The following is a 17,720-nucleotide window of genomic DNA, read 5'->3' as shown; positions in this document are numbered from 1 at the left end:
GTAGTAGCAAGCAAGGATATTCACAATGGCTGTGACCACCGTCGCCCAGTTGGCCGCCGAGCTGAACCGCTCTGCCGCGGCGCTGCTTGAGCAGCTCAAGTCGGCTGGCGTCGCCAAGGCATCGACCGACGACGCCCTGACCGATTCCGACAAGGAGCGGCTGCTCGACTACCTGCGCACGTCGCATGGCACGGCGGGGGGTGAACGCAAGAAGATCACGCTGACCCGCAAATCGACCAGCGAGATCAAGCAGGCCGATGCCAGCGGCAAGGCCCGCACCATCCAGGTCGAAGTGCGCAAGAAGCGCACCTTCATCAAGCGTGACGACGCGCCGGCGACGCCTGACGCACCGGCCGCTCCGGTGATCGACGAGGCCGAACTGCAGCGCCGCCAAGCCGAGGCCGATGCCCAGGCCGAACTTCTGCGCCGCCAGGAAGAAGAACTGGCCGAGAAGCGCCGCCAGCGCGAGGAGGCCGAACGCCTCGAACGCGAAGCCGCCGAAGCGCGCCAGCGCCAGGCCGCCGAAGAGGCCGCCCGTGCCGCCGCTGAAGCTGCAGCCGCCGCGGCCGAGGCCGCGAAGCAAAGCAAGCCGGCCGAAGCCACGGCAACTGCAGCCGCCGCACCCGCTGTCGCTGCGCCGGTTGCACCGGCCGAGCCGCCCAAGCCCGCCCTGCGCGTCATCAAGGCCGCCGATGTGGTCGATGAAGAGAAGCAGCGCGCCGCCGACCTGGCCAAGCGCCGCAAGGCCGCCGAGGACGAAGCCGCCGCCATCCGCGCGATGATGAACGCGCCGAAGAAGGTGCTGACGGCCAAGAAGCCCGAAGAAGCCCCGAAGCCCGACGCGGCCAAGGAAGGCATCAAAGGCACGATTCACAAGCCCGCCGGTGCGCCGGGTGCTGCCCCGGCTGCCGCTGGCGCGGCCAAGCCGGGTGACAAGAAGGCGCTCAAGTCCGAGAAGCTGTCTTCGAGCTGGGCCGACGATGCCGCCAAGAAGCGCGGCCTCAAGACCATCAATTCCGGGGGCGCGGCGCGACCCGGCTGGCGTGCCCCGCGCAGCGGTCGCCGCGGTGACCGCAACGACGGCCAGTCGTCGAACTTCGTCGCGCCGGTCGAACAGCAGGTGCAGGAAGTGCACGTGCCCGAAACCATCAGTGTGGCCGATCTCGCCCACAAGATGTCGGTGAAGGCCTCCGAGGTCATCAAGCAGTTGATGAAGCTGGGCCAGATGGTCACCATCAACCAGCAGCTCGACCAAGAGACGGCCATGATCCTCGTCGAGGAAATGGGCCACAAGGCGTTCGCGGCCAAGCTGGACGACCCGGAAGCCTTCCTCGAGGAAGCGCCGGACGCGGAAGGCTCGCACGAGCTGCTGCCGCGCGCACCGGTCGTCACAGTCATGGGTCACGTGGACCATGGCAAGACCTCGTTGCTCGACTACATCCGCCGGGCCCGTGTGGCGGCCGGTGAAGCGGGTGGCATCACGCAGCACATCGGCGCGTACCACGTCGACACGCCGCGCGGCATGATCACCTTCCTCGACACCCCGGGTCACGCGGCCTTCACGGCGATGCGCGCACGTGGTGCCAAGGCGACCGACATCGTCATCCTCGTGGTGGCGGCCGACGACGGCGTGATGCCGCAGACGAAGGAAGCCATCCACCATGCGAAGGCAGCGGGCGTGCCCATCGTCGTCGCGATGAACAAGGTGGACAAGCCCGAAGCCAACCTCGAGCGCCTGAAGAGCGAACTGGTGGCCGAGCAGGTCGTGCCGGAAGAATTCGGTGGCGATTCGCCGTTCGTGCCGGTGTCGGCCAAGACCGGCCTTGGGATCGATGACCTGCTTGAACAGGTGCTGTTGCAGGCCGAAGTGCTCGAACTGAAGGCCTCGGTCGATTCGATGGCCAAGGGCCTCGTGATCGAAGCGCAGCTCGACAAGGGCCGCGGCCCGGTGGCGACCGTGCTGGTGCAGTCGGGCACGCTCAAGCGTGGCGACGTGGTGCTGGCCGGTTCGAGCTATGGCCGTGTACGCGCCATGCTCGACGAAAACGGCAAGCCGACGACCGAAGCCGGCCCGTCGCTGCCGGTCGAGATCCAGGGCCTGACCGAAGTGCCCCAAGCCGGTGACGAGTTCATCGTGCTGTCGGACGAGCGCCGTGCCCGTGAAATCGCGACCTTCCGCCAAGGCAAGTACCGCGACGTGAAGCTGGCCAAGCAGCAGGCCGCCAAGCTCGAGAACATGTTCGAGAACATGGGCGAAGGCCAGGCGCAGACGCTGGGGCTCATCATCAAGGCCGACGTGCAGGGTTCGCAGGAAGCGCTGACGCAGTCGCTGCTGAAGCTCTCGACCAGCGAAGTCAAGGTGCAGGTCGTGCACGGCGCGGTCGGTGGCATCAGCGAGTCGGACGTCAACCTGGCGATCGCCTCGAAGGCCGTCATCATCGGCTTCAACACGCGGGCCGATGCCGGCGCGCGCAAGCTGGCCGAGAACAACGGCGTGGACATCCGCTACTACAACATCATCTACGACGCCGTCGATGACGTGAAGGCTGCGATGACCGGCATGCTGGCCCCCGAGCAGCGCGAAGAGGCGCTCGGCACGGCCGAGATCCGCACGGTGTTCGTCGCTTCGAAGATCGGCACGGTCGCCGGTTCGATGGTCACCTCGGGCCTGGTGCGCCGCGGTGCACGCTTCCGCCTGCTGCGAGAGAACGTGGTCATCTACACGGGCGAAGTCGAATCGGTGCGCCGCCTGAAAGACGACGTGCGCGAAGTCGCGGCCGGCTTCGAGTGCGGTATCAAACTGAAGAACTACAACGACATCGCCGAGGGCGATCAGTTGGAATTCTTCGAGGTGAAGGAAGTGGCTCGAACGCTGTAAGGCGGTACTTGATCCCTTCCGACCAAGCCCCGCCATCCAAAAGATGGCGGGGCTTGTCACTTGGAGGCCCACCCAGGAGTCCATCACCATGCGACACAAACGATCCATCCCCAACCGCAGCTACCGCGTGGCCGACCAGATCCAGCGCGATCTGGCCGACCTGATCCGTGAGCTGAAGGACCCGCGCATCGGCATGGTGACCATCAATGCCGTCGAGGTGACGCCCGACTACGCGCACGCGAAGGTGTTCTTCTCGCTGCTGGTGGGCGAGGTCGAGCCGACCACGGCCGCGCTGAACGAAGCGGCGGGTTTCATCCGCAACGGCCTCTTCAAGCGCTTGCAGATCCACACCGTGCCCACGCTGCACTTCGTGTTCGACCGGACCATCGAACGGGCGGCTGAACTGAGCGCGCTCATTCAGCAAGCCAACTCGACGCGAGCGAAGGACGAGTGATGGCTGCGTTGTGCCAAGAGATCTACCGCCAAGACGCCAAGGGCGCCAAGAACGCAAAGGAATACCTGGCTTTCTTGGCTACCTTGGCGCTCTTGGCGTCTTGGCGGTGAAAAGACCGATGCAAACCGCCGCTCGTCCCCGCATCCGCAAGCGCCCGGTCCATGGCGTGTTGTTGCTCGACAAGCCGCTGGGCCTGTCGAGCAACGACGCGTTGCAGAAGGCCAAGCGCCTGTACCGTGCCGAGAAGGCCGGGCACACGGGAACGCTGGACCCGCTGGCCACCGGGCTGCTGCCGCTGTGCTTCGGCGCGGCGACGAAGTTTTCTCAGGTCAGCCTGGACGCCGACAAGCGCTACACCGCGACGCTGAAACTGGGCGAGACCACCACCACGGCCGATGCCGAGGGCGAGGTGTCGCAACGCCGCGAGGTGAACGTGACACGCGAGCAGGTCGAAGCCGCCTGCGCGCGCTTCACCGGCGTCATTCACCAGGTGCCGCCGATGCATTCGGCGCTCAAGCGCGACGGCAAGGCGCTGTACGAATACGCCCGCCAAGGCGTCGAGGTCGAGCGCGAGGCGCGCACGGTGACGATTCACCGCATCGACATCATCGACTGGCAGCATGACCTGCTTGTGATCGACGTGCAGTGCAGCAAAGGCACCTATGTTCGCACCCTGGCCGAAGACATCGGCGAGGCGCTGGGCTGTGGCGCGCACCTGGCAGCGTTGCGCCGCACCGGCAGCGGCCCGCTGACGCTCGATGGTGCCGTGACGCTGGAGCAACTGGCTGCGCTCGACGAACCCGCGCGTGACGCGCTGCTGCAACCGACCGACACCTTGATCGTCGACTGCCCCGTGGTGCGTCTGAACGACGAGGATGCGGGCCGCTTCTTGAGCGGCATGCGCCGCCGCCTGCCGCCGGCCGACGTCGAGCGCATGCGCGGTGCCGAGCGCGTGCGCGTCTACGGACCCCAACCCCAAGCCTTCCTCGGCAGCGGCCACATCGCCGCCGGTGAATTGATTTCAACGCGGCTCCTGAGTCCGCTGGAGGTGCAGGGCCTCCTCAACCCCGCCCCTGTGCAAGAGAGCACCACATGACCCGACAGATCCGCAACATTGCCATCATTGCCCACGTTGACCATGGCAAGACCACCATGGTGGACCAGCTGCTGCGCCAGTCCGGCACCTTCGCCGACCACGAGAAGGTCGTCGACACGGTGATGGACAACAACGCCATCGAACGCGAGCGCGGCATCACCATCCTGGCCAAGAACTGCGCGGTCAGCTGGGAAGGCACGCACATCAACATCGTTGACACCCCGGGCCACGCGGACTTCGGCGGTGAAGTCGAGCGCGCGCTGTCGATGGTCGACGGCGTGGTGCTGCTGATCGACGCGCAGGAAGGCCCGATGCCGCAGACGCGCTTCGTGACCAAGAAGGCGCTGGCCCTGGGCCTGAAGCCCATCGTCGTCGTCAACAAGGTGGACAAGCCGGGCGCCAAGCCCGACGCCGTCATCAACGCCGCCTTCGACCTGTTCGACAAGCTCGGCGCGACCGACGAGCAGCTCGACTTCCCGGTGGTCTACGCCTCGGGCATCAACGGCTGGACCTCGCTCGAAGAGGGCAAGCCCGGTGAGCAATGGGGCCCCGACATGTCGGCCCTGTTCAACACCATCCTGAAGCACGTGCCGCCGAACAGCGGCGACCCGGCCGCCTCGCTGCAACTGCAGATCTCGGCGCTCGACTTCTCGACCTTCGTCGGCCGCATCGGCGTGGGCCGCATCAGCCAAGGCACGATCAAGCCGTCGATGGACGTGCTGGTGATGGAAGGGCCCGAGGGCAAGGCCATCAAGGGCCGCATCAACCAGGTGCTGACCTTCCAGGGCCTCGACCGCGTGCAGGTCACCGAAGCCGGCCCGGGCGACATCGTGTTGATCAACGGCATTGAAGACATCGGCATCGGCGTCACCGTGACCAGCCCCACCGCGCCGGCCCCGCTGCCGATGCTGAAGGTGGACGAGCCCACGCTGACGATGAACTTCTGCGTGAACACCAGCCCGCTGGCCGGCCGCGAAGGCAAGTACGTCACCAGCCGCCAGATCTGGGACCGCCTGCAGAAAGAGCTGCAACACAACGTCGCCCTGCGCGTCAAAGAGACCGACGAAGACGGCATCTTCGAAGTGTCGGGCCGTGGCGAACTGCACCTGACCATCCTCTTGGAAAACATGCGCCGCGAAGGCTACGAGCTGGCCGTGAGCAAGCCGCGCGTGGTGTTCCGCGAGATCAACGGCGAGAAGTGCGAGCCGATCGAACTCGTGACCGCCGACGTCGAAGAAACCCACCAGGGCGGCGTGATGCAGGCGCTGGGCGAGCGCAAGGGCGAAATGGTCAACATGGAGCCGGACGGCCGGGGCCGCGTGCGCCTTGAGTACCGCATTCCGGCGCGTGGCCTGATCGGCTTCAGCAATGAGTTCATGAACCTCACGCGCGGCTCGGGCCTCATCAGCAACATCTTCGACGGCTACGAGCCGCACAAGGGCGAGATCGGCGGCCGCAAGAACGGCGTGCTGATCTCGATGGACGACGGTGAAATCTTCACCTACGCCCTGGGCAAGCTCGACGACCGTGGCCGCATGTTCGTGAAGCCGAACGACCCGGTGTACGAAGGCATGATCGTCGGCATCCACAGCCGCGACAACGACCTCGTGGTCAACGCCACCCGCACCAAGCAGCTCACGAACTTCCGCGTCTCGGGCAAGGAAGACGCGATCAAGATCACGCCGCCGATCGACCTGACGCTCGAATACGGTGTCGAGTTCATCGACGACGACGAACTGGTCGAGATCACGCCGAAGTCGGTGCGCCTGCGCAAGCGCCACCTCAAAGAGCACGACCGCAAGCGCGCATCGCGCGAAGCGGCGTGATGGGCTGCGCCACCGGCGTTGCCACCACAGCGGCCTGAGGGCTGCGCCAAAGAACGGGGCCTGCGGGCCCCGTTTGCATTGGGGGCCTGCCTGGCTTGATGGGGATCATTCCGCGCGCAATTCCGGCCTTGATTGCTTCGGGGTTGGGGGTGCTTCCTGGGACCGCGGCTCCTAGAATTTCTCGCACTCGGTGGGGGTGGGCCGGGTCCACATGTGCCGGCCCATTGCGCCCTGGGCCCTCATGCCACGACAAGACCCATGGGCAGCGGGAGGCGGCTGTGTCCAGCGACTCGACTCGGCCTCGCGCGTCACTGGCCATGCGCGGCTTGATGCTGCTCAACGTATTGGTGGCTGCCTTGGCCGCGGCGATGCTGTGGCATTCGTGGACGCTGGCGGTGCGCGAGGCCGAGTTGCAGGCGGTGGCCTCGGCCCGCCTGCTCGAACGCACGCTCTCTCAGACCTTCGACAAGGTTGCCGTTTCGCTCGAAGGTGTCGCCGAGCAGCTCGAACCACAGCTGGCGGCTGGTGGCATCGTGCGCGAGCGGCTCTGGACGGTGGTGGACGGCGTCACCCGGCGCGTGCCCGAAATCCAGGCCATCGGCGTGTTCGACGCCCGGGGCGACCAGGTGTGCGGCCTGCCGGTGACCGACCGTTGCGGGGCGCTGACCGTGGTCGACCGCGACTACTTCCGCGAGGCGCGGGCATCGCCTTCGAGCGAACCTCGGTTGTACGGCCCGATGCAGAGCCGGCTCGACGGCGGCCCGATGTTGATGCTGGTGCGCCCGCTGCGCGGGGCGCGGGGCGATTTCCAGGGACTGCTGGGTGCCATCGTGCCGCTGGAACGTGTGCAGGCCCTCATCCGCAAGACCGGTGTCGGGGCCTCCAGCGTGGTCAGCGTGCGGCGCCTCGACCTCGGCCTGGTGGCGCGCGAGCCGGCGATGCCCACCGGAACGCGGCCGCCACGCCCCGCGCCCGAATTGGTCCAACAGCTGCGCAGCAAGCCCCTCGCGGGCCAGTTTCGTGCCGACGCGCCGGGCGACGGGCTCCACCGCGTCAACGCCTACCAACGCCTGCAGGGCTGGCCGCTGTATGTGATCGTGGGCAGCGCGCTGCACGATGTGCTGTCGCAGTGGCGCACCTACGCAGCCCTCACGCTGGTCTTCATGGCGGCGTTCGCCTCGGCGTCGTTCGCGTTGCTGAAAGCCTTGCGCCGCGAGCACGCCGAGCACGTGCGCGCGCAAACGCTCTACGAGACGGCGCCTTGCGGCTACCACGCGCTTGACGCGCAAGGGCGCTACCTCAACATCAACGCGACCGAGCTTGAATGGCTGGGCTGCACGCGCGAAGAAGTCATCGGCAAGCTCGGCCCGCGCGACTTTCTCACCAGCGGCGGCAAGGCCACGTTCGACGCCAGCTTTCCTCGGCCCGATCGCGAAGGGCTGCTCGACGGGCTGGAGTTCGACCTTGTGTCGCGCCAGGGCCAGATCCGGCGCGTGCTGGTGAATGCCCGTCCGGTCTTCGACGAGCAGGGGCACGAGGCCGGCTGCAGCGCGGTGATGCATGACATCACGCAGCTGCACGCCGCACGGCAAGAGAGCCGGCAACTCGCCGAAAGCCAGGCACTGATGCTCAACACCGAGCTGGTCGGCATCGCCAAGCTGAAGCGCCGCCGCATCGTGTGGGCCAACCGGGGCATGAGCCGCTTGCTCGGCTACCGCGTCCAGGAGTTCATCGACATGCCCACGCGGCAGCTCTACACCGACGACGAGACCCATCGCCGCATCGGCGACGAGAGCGCGCCGCTGCTGAAGTCGGGTCGGGCCTACCGCACCGAACTGCGCGTGCGTCGCAAGGACGGCTCGCACGTGTGGATGGATGTGGGCGCCGCCCCCCTGGCGGGCGACGCGGACGAGGTCTTGCTGATGCTGGCGGACATCTCGGAAAAGAAGAACGCCGAGGCGGCCCGCCTGCGCGAGGTCGAGCTGAAAGCGCAGAACGACCACCTGCGCGAAACCAACCGCGTCAAGGATGAGTTTCTGGCCAACATGTCGCACGAGCTGCGCACGCCGCTCAACGGCATCCTCGGGTTTGCCGACTTGCTGGTGATGTCCTTGGGCAGCGGCGACCCGGCCCAGCTGGCCCGCTACGCCGAGCAGATCACCAGCAGCGGCGAGCACCTGCTGGCCTTGATCCAGACGCAGCTGGACTTCGCGCAGGTCGAAGCCGGCAAGATGCGCTTCGAGCCGGCCGTGGTGGACGTGCCCGAGGCGCTGGCCGAGGTGGTGGCCCTGCTGCGGCCGCAGGCCGAGGCGTCCGAAGTGCTCGTCACGACCGAGTGCGCACCCGGACTGGGGCAGGTGCGGGTGGACCCGCTGCGCCTGCGCCAACTGCTCGTGCAACTGGTCGACAACGCGGTGAAGTTCTCGCGCCCCGGCGGACGGGTGGCCGTGCGCGCGCTCGCGCTGCCCGACACCCGCTGGGCGGTCGAGGTGGAAGACCACGGCATCGGCATCGCCGAGGGCGACCTCGAACGCATCTTCATGCCGTTTGTGCAGTTGAGCACTGGCCACACCAAGTCGTACAGCGGCACCGGCATGGGCCTGGGACTGGCCCGTCGCTTGGCGCAGGGCATGGGCGGCTCGCTCACGGTGCGCAGCGAGCCGGGGGTGGGGTCCACCTTCTGTCTGAACCTGCCCGTCGAGGCTTGAGACCTCAGGGCTTTCGCGCCCCTTGGGGCGGCGCCTCCCTCTAAGAAAAACGGGGCCCAGCCGGGCCCCGTTTTCTCTCGATGCGACAAGCGTCGCTTTCGCCCTTACTGCATGGCGGCGGCCACCCCCGTGCGCAGGGTCGTCGTCCCGGCCTGGTCGACTTCGAGGTAGGCGTCGTTGGCCGTGGTGTAGGGCGTCCAGGCTTGCCCGGTGAGGCTGGGGTTGCCGGTCTTGGCGAAGTTGGTCCACAGGGTCATGGTGGTGTCCACGGTGGCTACGTCGCCGGCGCCCCACTGCATCGAGGCGTAGACGTCGGCCATGTCGCCTTCGGACCCGGTGCGACCGTTCGCGTTGAGGTCGCCGATGACAGGCGGATTGCCGTTCGGCAGCAGCACGAGGTTGAAGGCGAAGTTGTTCGTCATGCCCATCGGAAAGTTGAACAGGTACGGCAACTCGCAACCGTGGCAGCTGCGCAGGCCCATGGCGTCCCAGCCCACGGGCACGCGGCTGAACTTGTAGACGAACTTGTTCGATGGGTAGGCCGGCGCGAACTGGGTCAGGAAGGTGGGCAGGGCGCTGCGCAGCGTGGTGTAGTCGCCGTTGGTCACACCCACCATCATCGGCACGTTGCTCGGCAGGCCATCGACCAGGTTCTCAGCGTAGGTCTTGGGCAGGTAGTAGTTGTCGGCGTTGGGCCGGTAGGTTTCGCGCGGGATGCTGTTGTTGAGGTCGGCCTGCACGAAGGCCGTCCACGGCAGGGCGCGGGCCTGGGCGAGCGTGGTCACGCCGGTGCGGGTGAAAACGGCCGTGCCGATGGCGTGCCCGGTGTTGAGCGAGGCCGTGCGCGCGGCGGCGCGGGCCTCGGGCGTGGTGGCGCTCAGGGGCACGGCCGCGCTGGCGCCGCTTTGCACGATGGCCTTGTGGAAGAGGCCTTGCGCCTGGGGCGAGTTCATCAGCGAGAAGGTCTTGCCGCCCCCGCCCGATTGGCCGAAGAGGGTGACGTTGCCCGGGTTGCCACCGAACTGCGCGATGTTGTCGCGCACCCATTTGAGCGCCATCACCAGGTCCATCTGCCCGTAGTTGCCCGAGCCGCGGTAGCGGCGTTCGGGGTCTGCTTCGGCCTCTGCCTCCTGGGTGAGCAGCGGGTGCGCCATGTAGCCGAAGATGCCCAGGCGGTGGTTGACGGTGACCAGCACCACGTCTTTGCCGGTCAGGCCGTTGGCGTTGTTGTACTGCTTGGAGTTGGCGGTGAGGATGGCGAACGACCCACCGTGGAACCACACCATCACGGGCAGGTTGCTGGCGTTCTTGGGTGCGGTGATGTTGAGGTAGAGCGAGTCTTCGCTCATGCCGCCTTCGCCGCTGGCCTCCATGCGGAAGTCTTGCGCCGACTGGTCTGACCACGCGACCGCATGGCGCACGCCGCTCCAGGGCTGCGGGGCCACCGGCGGGCGCCAGCGCAGGTCGCCCAGCGGCGGCCGGGCGTAGGGCACCCCCAGGAACTGCCAGGTGCTCGCATTGGCCTCGAAGCCGCTGAGCGCGCCGCCGGTGGTGGTGACCACGTGACGCGGGCTGGTCGAACGTGCGAAGTGTTCCAGCGCGGCGGTGGCGGTTTTCACTGCGCGCGCGCGCGGGTCGGTGTCGCTGAACACGTTTGCGGTGTTCAAGGCGGTCACCAGCGGCGTGAGGCTGGTGCGGAAGCTCGCTGTCGTCTGGTCGAAATTGACCGACGCGGCCTGCGCCGAGACGAGGTCGCGGATGGCCGGGGTGATCTGGATGCCGTTGTTCAGGTCGCCATCGGCGTCGAGCGTTTGCAGCAGGATCAGCTTGTTGTTGACGCGCTGGTCTGCGGCCGACGCTGCATTCGCCGTCACGCTCAGCGGCGTGAGCACCGCCGCGCCGGTGGACGAACCCAGCACCAGGCTGCCGATCGAGAAGGTGATCGTCTCGCCGACCGCGTAGTTGAACTGCCCGGCGGCATTGGTGGTGCTGGCGGCGGTGGTCGTGCCGACGTAGTCGAGCCCGGCGACGGGGCTGTCCACGAAGACGCCGGTCTGCATGGCCGAGACGGTGTCGTCGTCACCCGAGCCGCAGGCGGCCAGGGACAGGAGCGCCGCGAGCGCGGTGGCCAGCAGGCCGGGGCGGGCCCGCGCTTGTGACCGTTCGTGGGCCTGGGGTTTGTGCTTGTCGATGAACATGTTGAATCTCCTCGTTGTGTGCGTGGCGCGTCGCGTCAGGGAAACACCGCCGAAAGACCGGTCCGGATGACAGGGGTGGCGCCCAGTTCGACGTAGGCGTCGCCCGTGGGCGTGTAGGCCGGCCAAACGACCAGGCCGGCGACGCTCGGGTTGCCGGTCTTGGCGAAGTTCGTCCACGCCGTCATCGCCGTGTCGGCCACCGTCGTGTCGGTGGCGTCGAAGCCGGCCGAGGCGAACACGTCGGCCGTGTCGCCATCGGTGCCGCTGGTGCCGTTGGTGTTGAGGTCGCCGACGACCAGGGGCGCGTTGGTGGCGGGGTCGATCACCAGGCGCAGCTGAAAGTGCGAGATCACGCTGTCGAAGTAGTTGAAGACGTAGGTCAGCTCGCCGCCGTGGTAGGTCGTCACGCCCCGCGCGCGCCAGCCCGAAGGCATGTGGCTGAAGAGCGCGGCGTAGTGGTTGGCGCTGCTGTGCGTGGTCATCCACGGCAGCACGTTCTTCACGGTGTTGATCGGGTCCACCGTGTCGTTGGTGTTGACGGTGATGAGGAAGGGCACGTCGTTGTGTGCGCCGCTCTCGAAGCTGACCCGCTCGGTGGTGGGCAGGTAGTGGTTGTCCACGTTGGTGTAGGGTACCAGCGGGGCGGCGGCGGTGACGATCTCGGTCCAGCTGCGGTTGCGCATCTCGGCCAGCGAGGTGGCGCCCAGGCGCGTCTGCAAGGTGGTGCCGATGGCCTCGGCCGCGGCCAGGCTGCGGGTGTCGGGGATCAGCGTGCCGCTCTGGCTGATGGCCTTGTGGAAGAGCCCGCGCGCCTGCGGCGACGCCATCAGCGACAGCACTTTGCGGCCGCCGCCCGACTCGCCGAAGATCGTCACGTTGCCCGGGTCGCCGCCGAACTGGGCGATGTTGGCCTGCACCCACTGAAGCGCCGCGATCAGGTCCATCTGGCCGTAGTTGCCCGAGCCGGTGTAGCCGCGCCCATCGTCGCGGGCCTCTTGGCTGAGCTGCGGGTGTGCGATGTAGCCGAAGGGCCCCAGGCGGTGGTTCACCGACACCATCACCACACCCTTGGTCGTCAGCGAGCGTGGGTTGTTGAAGGGCTTGGTGTTGCTGGTGAGCGAAGTGAAGCCGCCGCCGTGAAACCACACCATCACCGGCAGGTTGGCCGCGTTCTTCGGTGTGGTGACGTTGAGGTACAGGCAATCTTCACTCATGCCGCCTTCGCCGAAGCGCTCGGCCGTGACGCTTTGCGCGGCCTGGTCGGACCAGGCCACGGCATGGCGCACACCCGTCCACGCCTCGGGCGCTTGCGGCGCACGCCAGCGCAGGTTGCCCAGGGGTGGCCGCGCGTAAGGGATGCCAAGAAACTGCCAGGTGTCGGCCGTGGCCTCGTAGCCGCTGAGCCGGCCGTGGGCCACCGTCACCTCGTGGCGCGGGCTGGTGGACCGGGCGAAATGTTCGAGCGCGGCCGCGACGCTCTTGGCCGTGCGGGGGCGCGGGTCGGTGTCGGTGAACACGCTGGCCCCGTTGAGTGCGGTGAGCAGCGGCGCGAGGCTGGTGCGGAACGCCGTCGTGGTCTGGTCGAAGTTGATGCTGGCGGCCTGGGCCGTGACCGCGGCGCGGATGGCCGCGGTGATCTGGATGCCGTTGTTCAGGTTGCCGTCGGCGTCGAGCGTCTGCAGCAGGATCAGCTTGTTGCTGACGCGCGGGTCGGCCGCCGAGGTGGCGCCGGACGTCACGCTCAGCGGCGTGATGACCGTGGCGCCGGTGGACGTGCCCAGCACCACGCTGCCGATCGAGAAGGTGAGGGTCTCACCCGCGACGTAGTTGAACTGACCGGCTGCGTTGGTGGTGCCGGCCGCCGTGCTGGTGCCCACGTAGTCGAGCCCGGCCACGGGGCTGTCCACGAAGGTGCCGGTGTGGGTGGTGGGCGAGATGTCGTCGTCGCCCGAACCGCAGGCCGAAAGCGTCAGCGCGGTGGCTGCCGCCAGCAAAAAGGCCATCGCGCTTTGGCAGCGGCGATGGCCTCGGGGATCTTGCAATCGCTGGGTCACATGCATCACGGGCGTCACGTGTGTCTCCTTGGTTTTTTTGGCAACAGCAATCCACCAGGGGCGCGCCGCACGGGTCGCGCTCTGCAGGGGGCTGGGTGGTGGGTGACGTGCTGGCGGGTCGGTCCGCGCACGACAGGCGGCATTACGCCTGCGCGGCGCGGGGTCGTGGGCAATGCCCACAACCCCGTGCATGCTTTAGCGCGGGATGGCCGCGTTGCGTGCTTGCTCGAGTGCCTTGGCGTGGTCGGCCGGCAGCAGGTAGCCGGCGGCCAGCGCCGCGTCGGCCGCCGTCTTGTACTTGTTGAAGTACGCGGTGCGGTCGGCATACAGCGAGCTCAGCTTGGTCGCGCTGAACATCTCGGTGCTGCCGCTGGTGATGCAGGCGAACAGGTCGAGGAACTCGGTCGAGCCCGTGGTCGAGTTGCTGATGCCGTAGGTGGCGAAGGGCACGTTGATCTCGGGCAGGCGCAGGCCGCCGAGTGCGTTGCCGTTGCTGTCACGCTGGATGCGGCGCAGCAGCGAGCTGCGCGTGATGCGCGGCGCGATGGGCGGCGGCGTGCCGGTCGTGGCCCAGCGCACCAGGTGGCTGTAGACGGCGTTCTGCACGCGATAGAACGGCATGCTGTTGGCCGGCTTCTCGCATGACGCCGGCGGGCGCGTGCTGACCGAGTAGATGCCCTCGAGCATGTACTTGTCCGAGTGCGACGAACCGGCCACTTCCCAGTAGCGGATCTTGTTCGTGTCGATGGCCTTCGAGGTTTCGGACTGCGAGTCCACGTCCATCTCGGACTGCAGCTGGAACACCGGCTCTTGCAGGTCGTTGCGGATCACCGTGCTCGATGGCACGTCGCGGATGTCGCTCGACGACAGCTTGATGCCGCTGTTGCCACGGCCGTGGATCACGAAGCCGTCGATCACGCGGTCGAGCGGGTGGATGGCGTTGACATACGTCGTCAGGCGCAGCGCCGATTGCGAGTGCCCGGTGGCGAACACCTTGCGCGGCACCAGCCCGCCGAGCAGCACGCCGCTCTGGTCGCGCACGGCCTTGGCCGCTTGCGAGAGGATGTCGTACGAGATGTTGTCGTTCGGCAGGTTGCCGGTCGCGTAGCGGCTGGGGTTTTTTTCCTTCAGGCCGTCCATGCCAACCTTCTGGTTGGTCAGGCCGACGTAGGCATAGCCCTGGCGCAGGAATTCTTCCTTGCTCATGGCCCAGTCCACGTCGAGGATGTAGCCCGAGCTGACGTTCAGCCACTCGACGATCACGATGCCGTTGAACTTGGCCGGGTCGGTGGGGCGGCGCACCAGCATCACGGTCTGGTAGGGCGTGTTGCTCGACGCCACGGTGGCGCTCCACTTGCCGTCCGAGCGCAGCGTGGTGGACGCGCGGTAGGTCTTGGCCAGGCCCGAAATCCAGAACTCGCGGTCGGTGTAACCGGCGGTGGCGATCTGGCTGGCGCGCGTCAGGAAGTGATCGCCCGCGGCGGCGGGCTGGATCGCGGCCTGCGACACGGCGGCCCAGGCGGCGACGCTGCCCAGCGCGAGCAGCACGGCCGTGGTGGCGGACTTCAGGTGATGTGCCCAGCGCGGCTGGCGTGCGCCGCTGCCGGTCGAGGAATGGGAAAGGGGGTTCATGTGGTCTCCATGCGTTTTTTTGGGGCCTGATGAAGCCTCGCGAGGCCGAGAAGCACCGAGCGGCGGCCGCGCGGGCTTCATCAGCAAGGGCTCTCGTGCGCGGCCGCAGCAGCTGCGTCTTCCCCGGTGAAGCGCAGGGATTTGCGCCATGGCCGCAGGCATCAGCAACTGAGTACAAAAGTCTAGGCCGGACCCAATCCTGTTTTTCGGCAGGAAGGGTTACTCGCTAGGCACTTGGTTCAAAGCCCGCCAGCCCCGCGAACCCCGTGCGAGCCGCGCGCGCGACGGCGCGACGCCGGGCATCGCCGCAGAATGGCGCCCTTTGTCTTGCGCGCAGCCGGGGGTCCCGCTGCGCGGCCTCATCCATGAAACATTCACAGGCCGTCGCGCTGATGGTTCTGGTGACGCTCTTGTGGAGCATCGCCGGCGTCATCACCCGCCACCTCGACGCGGCGCGCAGCTTCGAGGTCACCTTCTGGCGCAGTGCGTTCAATGCGCTCGCGCTGGTGATCGCCCTGAGCGCCATGCAGGGCCGCGCGCTGTGGCGCGGGCTCGCGCAGGCCTCGTGGCCGCTGTGGGTGTCGGGTCTGTGCTGGTCGGTGATGTTCACCGCCTTCATGGTGGCGATCACGCTCACGACGGTGGCCAATGTGCTGGTCACCATGGCCATCGGCCCGCTGGTGACGGCGCTGTTCTCGCGTCTCTTCTTGCGCCACCCGCTGCCTTTGCGCACCTGGCTGGCCATTGCCGTGGCAGGCGCCGGCATCGTGTGGATGTTCGGGCAAGAGGCCGGTCGCGGTGGCTCGCTTACCGGCACGCTCGTGGCCTTGGCGGTGCCGCTCGCCGCGGCCATCAACTGGACGGTGCTGCAGCACGCGTCGCACGGCGACCCGAATGACATGCCCGACATGTTGCCGGCCGTGATGATCGGCGCCGTGCTCTCGTCGTTGGCCACGCTGCCGCTGGCGTGGCCGTTCCAGGCCACGGCGCACGACCTCGGCTGGCTCGCCGTGCTGGGCGTGGTGCAACTGGCCATCCCCTGCCTGCTCGTCGTGCGGCTGAGCCGCGTGCTGCCGGCGCCCGAGATCGCCTTGCTGGGCTTGCTCGAAGTTGTCTTCGGAGTCGCTTGGGCCTGGCTCGGCGCGGGCGAGCAACCGCCGGGCAGTGCCTTGTTCGGTGGTGTGCTGGTGCTGGGGGCGCTGGTCGCCAATGAAGCCTGGGCGCTGCGCATGCGGCAGCGCAGCGCGGCGCCCAAGGCGGCCGGGTCTGGCGCGCCCTGAGGTCGCCCCGCCACGCGGGGCCGCATGCCCCTGTGGGTGACGCGCGGCTGCCGCTTTGGCAGACTGCAAGCCTGTCGAACGCAAGGAGGCCCGCCATGCAACAACCCGCGAAGTACCTGGTGTTGATCGAGTCGTCGGGGGCCAGCACCGCCTTGTTGTTCACCGCCGAGCGAGAGCAGGTGGCCGAGTTCGACGCTTCGTCCGAAGAGGTGGCCGTGATGACCCGTGGCCTGCAGCACCAGGGCGGCGCCCACCTGCCCGAATGGAACCGCGCGCTCGCCGGCAGCAGCCTCCAAGAGCGCAACGACGCGAGGGTCTACACGCTCGACGTGTGAGCGGCGAATGAACGGCCGGCGAGCGCGATGCACGTGCCTTCGTGCGACGCCCCGGCCGTGCGCCCCCGCAAGCACTGATCTGCATCAACGGGGGCGAGGCGGCCTCGTCGCAGACTGGGTCGAAGCGCAGTTGCGGGGCGCCGTTTCGTTGTGTCATGTCGCATGCGAGGCCCGGTCTTGCCGCAGGTCAAGTCATGCGCTGCGATCCGACAAATCACCAGGCAAACCGCGGGTTTGCGCAGGGCTTGCAATCGGCGGCAAGCGCTCAAGTTGGCAAGAGTCGCCTCCGATAAAGCGCGCACTCGGCTCGTTTTGAACGGCTGTCCGAAAGGCCCGACCGGGCTCCGAACCTCGAACGAAAGGCATGTCATGCAACCCGCGCAAGCTCACGACGAATCGCTGTCCTTCAACCACCTCAAGGCCCCCAGCGCCTTGCTGATGATGCTGGAGGGGCGGGCCCCGATGGAATACGCCGCCATGCTGGCGGCCATGCCCTTGTTGCGCCGCCTGCCGCGCGGCGACGGGCACCCGGTGCTGGTGTTTCCCGGCCTCGGCGCCAACGACTACACCACCGCGCCGCTGCGCCGCTTTCTCGATTCGCTCGGCTACGTCACGCACCCCTGGGGCCAGGGCTTCAACTTCGGCCCGCGTGTGGGCGTGCGTGAGCGGGCCAACGCCGATGTGCGAGCGCTCTTCAAGAGCCATTCGCGCCAGGTCAGCCTGATCGGCTGGAGCCTCGGCGGCATCTACGCCCGTGAGCTGGCCAAAGAGCTGCCTGACCACGTGCGCTGCGTCATCACGCTGGGCACGCCCTTCACCGGGCACCCGCGCGCGACCAACGCCTGGCGCTTCTTTGAATTGGTCAGCGGCCAGTCGTCGCACGACCACGACATGCTCGCGCAGGTGCGCGAGGCGCCGCCCGTGCCGACCACCTCGGTCTACTCGCGCACCGACGGTGTGGTGTCGTGGAAGTGCAGCGTCAACGCGCCCGGCCACGAGGTCGAAAACATCGAGATCGAAGGCAGCCACCTCGGCTTGGCGATGAACCCGCTTGCGCTCTACGTCATCGCCGACCGCCTGCGCCAGCGCCACGGCCACTGGAAGCCCTTCGAGCCCACCGGCGCGAAGCGGCTGCTGTTTCCGCAGTTCAACCCGCTGGTGCACCGGGCCGACGACGCGGTGCACGGCCACCCGGCCGCGCGCTGAAAGCGTCGAGCACGCGCTGAATGAGGATTCGGGCGCAGCCCTGCGCCCGGCGC

Annotated in this window: 11 protein-coding genes; 8 read left to right on the top strand and 3 right to left on the bottom strand. The window is 67.7% G+C overall.

From position 1 onward, the window contains the following. The first annotated feature begins 25 nt into the window (after positions 1–25). From infB to AC1KAT_RS00665, 5 genes are all read left to right on the top strand, one after another. Positions 26–2,878 (top strand): translation initiation factor IF-2, encoded by a 2,853-nt coding sequence (gene infB / locus AC1KAT_RS00685; protein WP_480321747.1) that lies wholly within the window; start codon positions 26–28, stop codon positions 2,876–2,878. Between the two features lie 88 nt (positions 2,879–2,966). Then, positions 2,967–3,332 (top strand): 30S ribosome-binding factor RbfA, encoded by a 366-nt coding sequence (gene rbfA / locus AC1KAT_RS00680; RefSeq protein WP_480321745.1) that lies wholly within the window; start codon positions 2,967–2,969, stop codon positions 3,330–3,332. Positions 3,333–3,450: 118 nt separating this feature from the next. Then, positions 3,451–4,428 carry a tRNA pseudouridine(55) synthase TruB gene (gene truB / locus AC1KAT_RS00675; RefSeq protein WP_480321743.1) on the top strand — a complete coding sequence of 326 codons (978 nt, stop codon included), beginning with the start codon at positions 3,451–3,453 and terminating at the stop codon, positions 4,426–4,428. Further along, positions 4,425–6,254, top strand: a complete 1,830-nt coding sequence (gene typA / locus AC1KAT_RS00670) for a translational GTPase TypA (protein WP_480321741.1) — start codon at positions 4,425–4,427, stop codon at positions 6,252–6,254. The genes truB and typA overlap by 4 nt, the downstream gene beginning before the upstream one ends. Positions 6,255–6,583: 329 nt before the next feature. Then, positions 6,584–8,962 (top strand): ATP-binding protein, encoded by a 2,379-nt coding sequence (locus AC1KAT_RS00665; RefSeq protein WP_480321739.1) that lies wholly within the window; start codon positions 6,584–6,586, stop codon positions 8,960–8,962. A 104-nt stretch (positions 8,963–9,066) separates the two neighbouring features. Here the strand turns inward: AC1KAT_RS00665 and AC1KAT_RS00660 are convergent, their stop codons facing one another. From AC1KAT_RS00660 to AC1KAT_RS00650, 3 genes are all read right to left on the bottom strand, one after another. Beyond that, positions 9,067–11,160, bottom strand: a complete 2,094-nt coding sequence (locus AC1KAT_RS00660; RefSeq protein ID WP_480321737.1) for a carboxylesterase/lipase family protein — start codon at positions 11,158–11,160, stop codon at positions 9,067–9,069. Positions 11,161–11,195: 35 nt separating this feature from the next. Beyond that, entirely contained in the window at positions 11,196–13,163 is a 1,968-nt protein-coding gene (locus tag AC1KAT_RS00655; RefSeq protein ID WP_480321735.1) for a carboxylesterase/lipase family protein, read from the bottom strand. A gap of 246 nt (positions 13,164–13,409) precedes the next feature. Beyond that, positions 13,410–14,846 carry an alpha/beta hydrolase domain-containing protein gene (locus AC1KAT_RS00650; protein ID WP_480321733.1) on the bottom strand — a complete coding sequence of 479 codons (1,437 nt, stop codon included), beginning with the start codon at positions 14,844–14,846 and terminating at the stop codon, positions 13,410–13,412. A gap of 365 nt (positions 14,847–15,211) precedes the next feature. Here AC1KAT_RS00650 and AC1KAT_RS00645 point away from each other — a divergent pair, with 365 nt between their 5' ends. The 3 genes from AC1KAT_RS00645 to AC1KAT_RS00635 all read left to right on the top strand — a co-directional run bounded on the left by AC1KAT_RS00645 (position 15,212) and on the right by AC1KAT_RS00635 (position 17,667). Next, complete coding sequence (locus AC1KAT_RS00645; protein WP_480321731.1) at positions 15,212–16,126, top strand: DMT family transporter; 915 nt, start codon at positions 15,212–15,214, stop codon at positions 16,124–16,126. Positions 16,127–16,221: 95 nt separating this feature from the next. Next, on the top strand, positions 16,222–16,461 hold the full coding sequence (locus AC1KAT_RS00640; RefSeq protein ID WP_480321729.1) for a hypothetical protein: 240 nt from the start codon (positions 16,222–16,224) through the stop codon (positions 16,459–16,461). A 369-nt stretch (positions 16,462–16,830) separates the two neighbouring features. Then, entirely contained in the window at positions 16,831–17,667 is an 837-nt protein-coding gene (locus AC1KAT_RS00635; RefSeq protein WP_480321727.1) for an esterase/lipase family protein, read from the top strand. Positions 17,668–17,720: the final 53 nt, after the last annotated feature.

The organism is Piscinibacter sp. PDB5-1 (assembly GCF_056676035.1).
This window is presented reverse-complemented; position numbering and strand designations above follow the sequence as displayed.